At 57.7% G+C, this 3493-nt stretch carries 4 protein-coding genes; all 4 read right to left on the bottom strand.

Annotated elements, in window-relative coordinates; all coding sequences use genetic code 11:
* On the bottom strand, nucleotides 1–640 hold a 640-nt coding region (gene yaiO, locus HKN37_16725), incomplete at its 3' end, for a YaiO family outer membrane beta-barrel protein (GenBank protein ID NNE48298.1).
* 6 nt (nucleotides 641–646) lie between these two features.
* On the bottom strand, nucleotides 647–2047 hold the full coding sequence (locus tag HKN37_16730) for a glycosyltransferase (GenBank protein ID NNE48299.1): 1401 nt from the start codon (nucleotides 2045–2047) through the stop codon (nucleotides 647–649).
* A complete protein-coding gene (locus HKN37_16735) occupies nucleotides 2040–3110 on the bottom strand; it encodes a hypothetical protein (protein ID NNE48300.1) in 1071 nt (356 codons plus the stop codon). Before HKN37_16735 ends, HKN37_16730 begins: the two co-directional genes overlap by 8 nt.
* Nucleotides 3107–3493 (bottom strand): response regulator transcription factor (locus HKN37_16740; protein ID NNE48301.1); only part of this gene is annotated, 387 nt, incomplete at its 5' end. The genes HKN37_16735 and HKN37_16740, both read right to left, overlap by 4 nt.

The following is a 3493-nucleotide window of genomic DNA, read 5'->3' on the forward strand; positions in this document are numbered from 1 at the left end:
CAGCGAGACCCACGAACTCATCGGACGCACCGAAGTAACGCCGTACGGTACCGAGTAAGGCGTAGCCCATCGAACCCTCGACCTGCGTCGCACTTTGCCTCGCCCGCAGATACCAGTTGCCGATGTACTTGCCAGCTCCCACGAGCCACGTGTTCGCTCCGGAATTGACGTAGTCCGCCCTCCTGTAGCCGGCCGAAAATTCCCAGCCGTTTCCGGGAGAATGAAAGGCCTCAAGGAAGATATCTGATCGAGGAATAACCCGGGCTCCCGGCGACACACCAAGTCGCAGATTACCGTAGGTTCGGGATCCGAAATTTCGGTACATATCCAGCGCAAGGAACGGGTCGTCTTCGCCATGGCGTCCGACCAGCCCGAGCTCCACGGAGTATGTTGATCGGCGTGGAACATGGCGTCTAACGGCAACCGCGTCCGTGCGCCACGCGGGACGATCTGAAGAGAATCGGGAGAACACGTGGACGGCCGACGTCGACCACTCCGCGTGAGCGGGTTGCGGCTCGTCAATGCCAACCGTTGAAGTAGAGTCGTTGGCTACGTTTCCGCCTGCAACCGATTGAGCAGACTGGCACGCTAGCCAACCAACGAGAACGATAGCGAAAGAACCGATCACTGAACGCGTCATGATGATTTATTGACTTGTGGCAAAGCCCTTTCTTGTCATCTCGCCCCAGCCTGTCTTGCCACGGGCGAACGACCACAATCCCTTCACTCGCCAGAATGTGTTCAATTGCCGGTATCCGAAATTCTCGGTGATCGCGAGACGGAATAGTCCGAACAGATCACGGTAACTACTGTAGCGCCTGAACGAGAGCTCCTCAAGCGTTACGGCCGCAAGGGAAAGAGCCACACCGAGCACGAAGGCAACCATGAAGAAGGCAATGGCGACCGGAGCCGAAATCGCGCCTATCAGCATCGAGAAAACAAACAGTCCGTAGCCGAAAATTTCGAGGATCGGCCCGAGCAACTCAAACACGAAGAAGTACGGCAACGCCAGCATGCCAATTCTTCCATAGCGCGGATTCAAGACCATGCCAATGTTGGCGACCAGGACCTGCGCAAGACCTCGCTGCCAACGATCTCGCTGACGACCGAGCACACGCATAGACTCGGGCGCCTCCGTCCATGCGACCGGGTCCGGGATGTATCGAATCTTGTACGGGATGCGCTTCTCACGACAATGCCGATGGAGTCGGACAATCAGTTCCATGTCTTCGCCAATGGTGTCTGTGGAGAAGCCGCCGGCATCGATCACAACTGAGCGTCGAAACAACCCAAAGGCCCCGGAAATAATGACGACCATTTGAAGCACGTCCCAGGCGACACGACCGCTCAGAAACGCCCTCAGATACTCTGTCACCTGAAGCCGCGCAAGCTCGTTCGTTGGCAGACGCACATCGACCACCTGTCCCGACGCCACCGTGCAGTTGTTAACGATCCGGACAATGCCACCCGAGGCGATAACGTCGGAGTCCTCCAGGAATGGCTGGACAACTCGCATTAGCCCGTCGCTCTCAAGCAGAGTGTCCGCGTCGATGGCACAGAACAGCGGCGCGCGGCAGTAGTTGATGCCGGCGTTCAGTGCATCTGCCTTTCCCCCGTTTTTCTTGTCAATTAGCCATAGTCGTTTTTGATCGACGCTCCTGTAGACCGTCTTGATCTCAGCGGTCGGAATGCTTGCCGTCGGCATGATGTCGACCGGAACGAATTCGAACGCACGGATCAGATGCTCGAGCGTATTGTCGGTCGATCCATCGTTGACAAGAATGACGCCATATGATGGGTACCGCAGACCGAGTAGCGACCGCACAGACACGGCGCACACTGCTTCCTCATTGTACATGGGTGCAATGATCGCAATTGGCGGAGCGGTACCGGAAGCCGTCTGTTCCTGGAGGTGAAGGAGTCGCTTGCGACGGGCGTACCGGACGAGCGTGCGGATCGCGATGACGCTCATCACCAGATAGCTCCCGTTCAACAGCACGAAGTAGAAGATGAAGACGTAGTTGATGATTTCGAGGAAATCACGCATTCGCAACGCCCTCCCTCAAGTACTCGCGGACAAGCCGGGCACGAGGATGGTTCATCTCTGCCAACGCCTGGAGACGGTCCAATCTGTTCATGTCCTTTAATCCCTGCGATGCTCGCATCGCCACCCATTGCGAGGGATCGCACAACGCCATGGTCAGCACGTCTACGTTCTCGTCTCCGCCGATAGCTGCGAGGGCACTGACGGCATGCAACCGAATAACCGGATCGTCCGACGATGCAAGATGCTCGAGAAGACCGGCCTGGACCGGCCGCCCGAGTCGCTTGATCAGCCGGAGGCACACGGCGCCGAGTTCACGCCCCGGTGACGCCTGGAGAATTGTCTGCGCAATACCGGACGACTCATAGTCATTCAGTTTAAGCAGCGCTCCTGCTGCGGCAACCCTGTCCCGTTCGCGCCGCCCGTCATCGGCCATGACCTCGCGCAGGTGGTCGACGCCTCGATTTCCGAACGAGGCCAACAGCGTCGACAGCAAATTCGAACCCCATTTCTCGAACCTGGGCAACTCCCTGAAGACAAGTTCGATATCGTCCGGGCCCCTGGCTCGTGAAAGGGCTCTGATCGCGGCCAGAGCAACCAGCGGCGAGGGATCCCACATAGAGACGATCAGCAGACCTCGATGCTCTTCCGAGCCGAGAAGGCCAAGAAGCTGTACGCTGAGGGCACGAAACTCGGCGTCTCGGTCCTTCCGGAGTGCACGCGCGGTTTCCATGTATGGTCTTGCGATTGCTACAAGTTGCTCGCGATCTTCACGAGCGAGCGTGACGGACAACTGCGCAAGCATTTCCAGAAACAGCAGACGGTCTTTGCGCAAGATGTTGTGTCTGAATGGAGAGTGATCTGGATCGGCGAGTGCGTCCAGCACAGGCTCCATCCAGAAGTCGCGCAGTCTGGACTGCCTCCTGTCTCTCCGATTGCTCACGGCCCGAACAACAATCGACATTCCCGCAAAGAAGAAGACCACTATCGTGATTGCTGCTACAGCTGCCGACAGGATCAGCAGGACGGTCCCGTCATCTCCAGAAAACAGTGCCGGAGGAGTCATGACGAATCTCCATTTCCGCCTCTTGGTTCGGACTTTGACAGAAGACGCTTGAGCCGCGCGATCATTTCTGCAGGCGAAAAAGGTTTCCGAAGAAAATCGTCGGCCCCCGTTTCGAACGCGCGCGACATGTCCGACGTATCTCCAGGCCACGCTGTCATCATGACTGGCACGTATGCGCCGTGTTGGCTTTCACGCAGCCACGAGATTACCTCGAAACCGTCCAGTCCCGGAAGCGTCGCGGAAATGACTACGAGGTCAAATTGAGTAGCCTGAGCAACACCCACAACCTCCATTCCGTCTGAGGCCTCGACGACGACGGCTCCGTGCTTCTGAATACGATGCCGCATCACTGTCCGAATCATGTCGTCCGTTTCGGCGACGAG

This window comes from Rhodothermales bacterium (assembly GCA_013002345.1).
In the GTDB taxonomy this organism is placed as follows: Bacteria; Bacteroidota; Rhodothermia; order Rhodothermales; family JABDKH01; genus JABDKH01.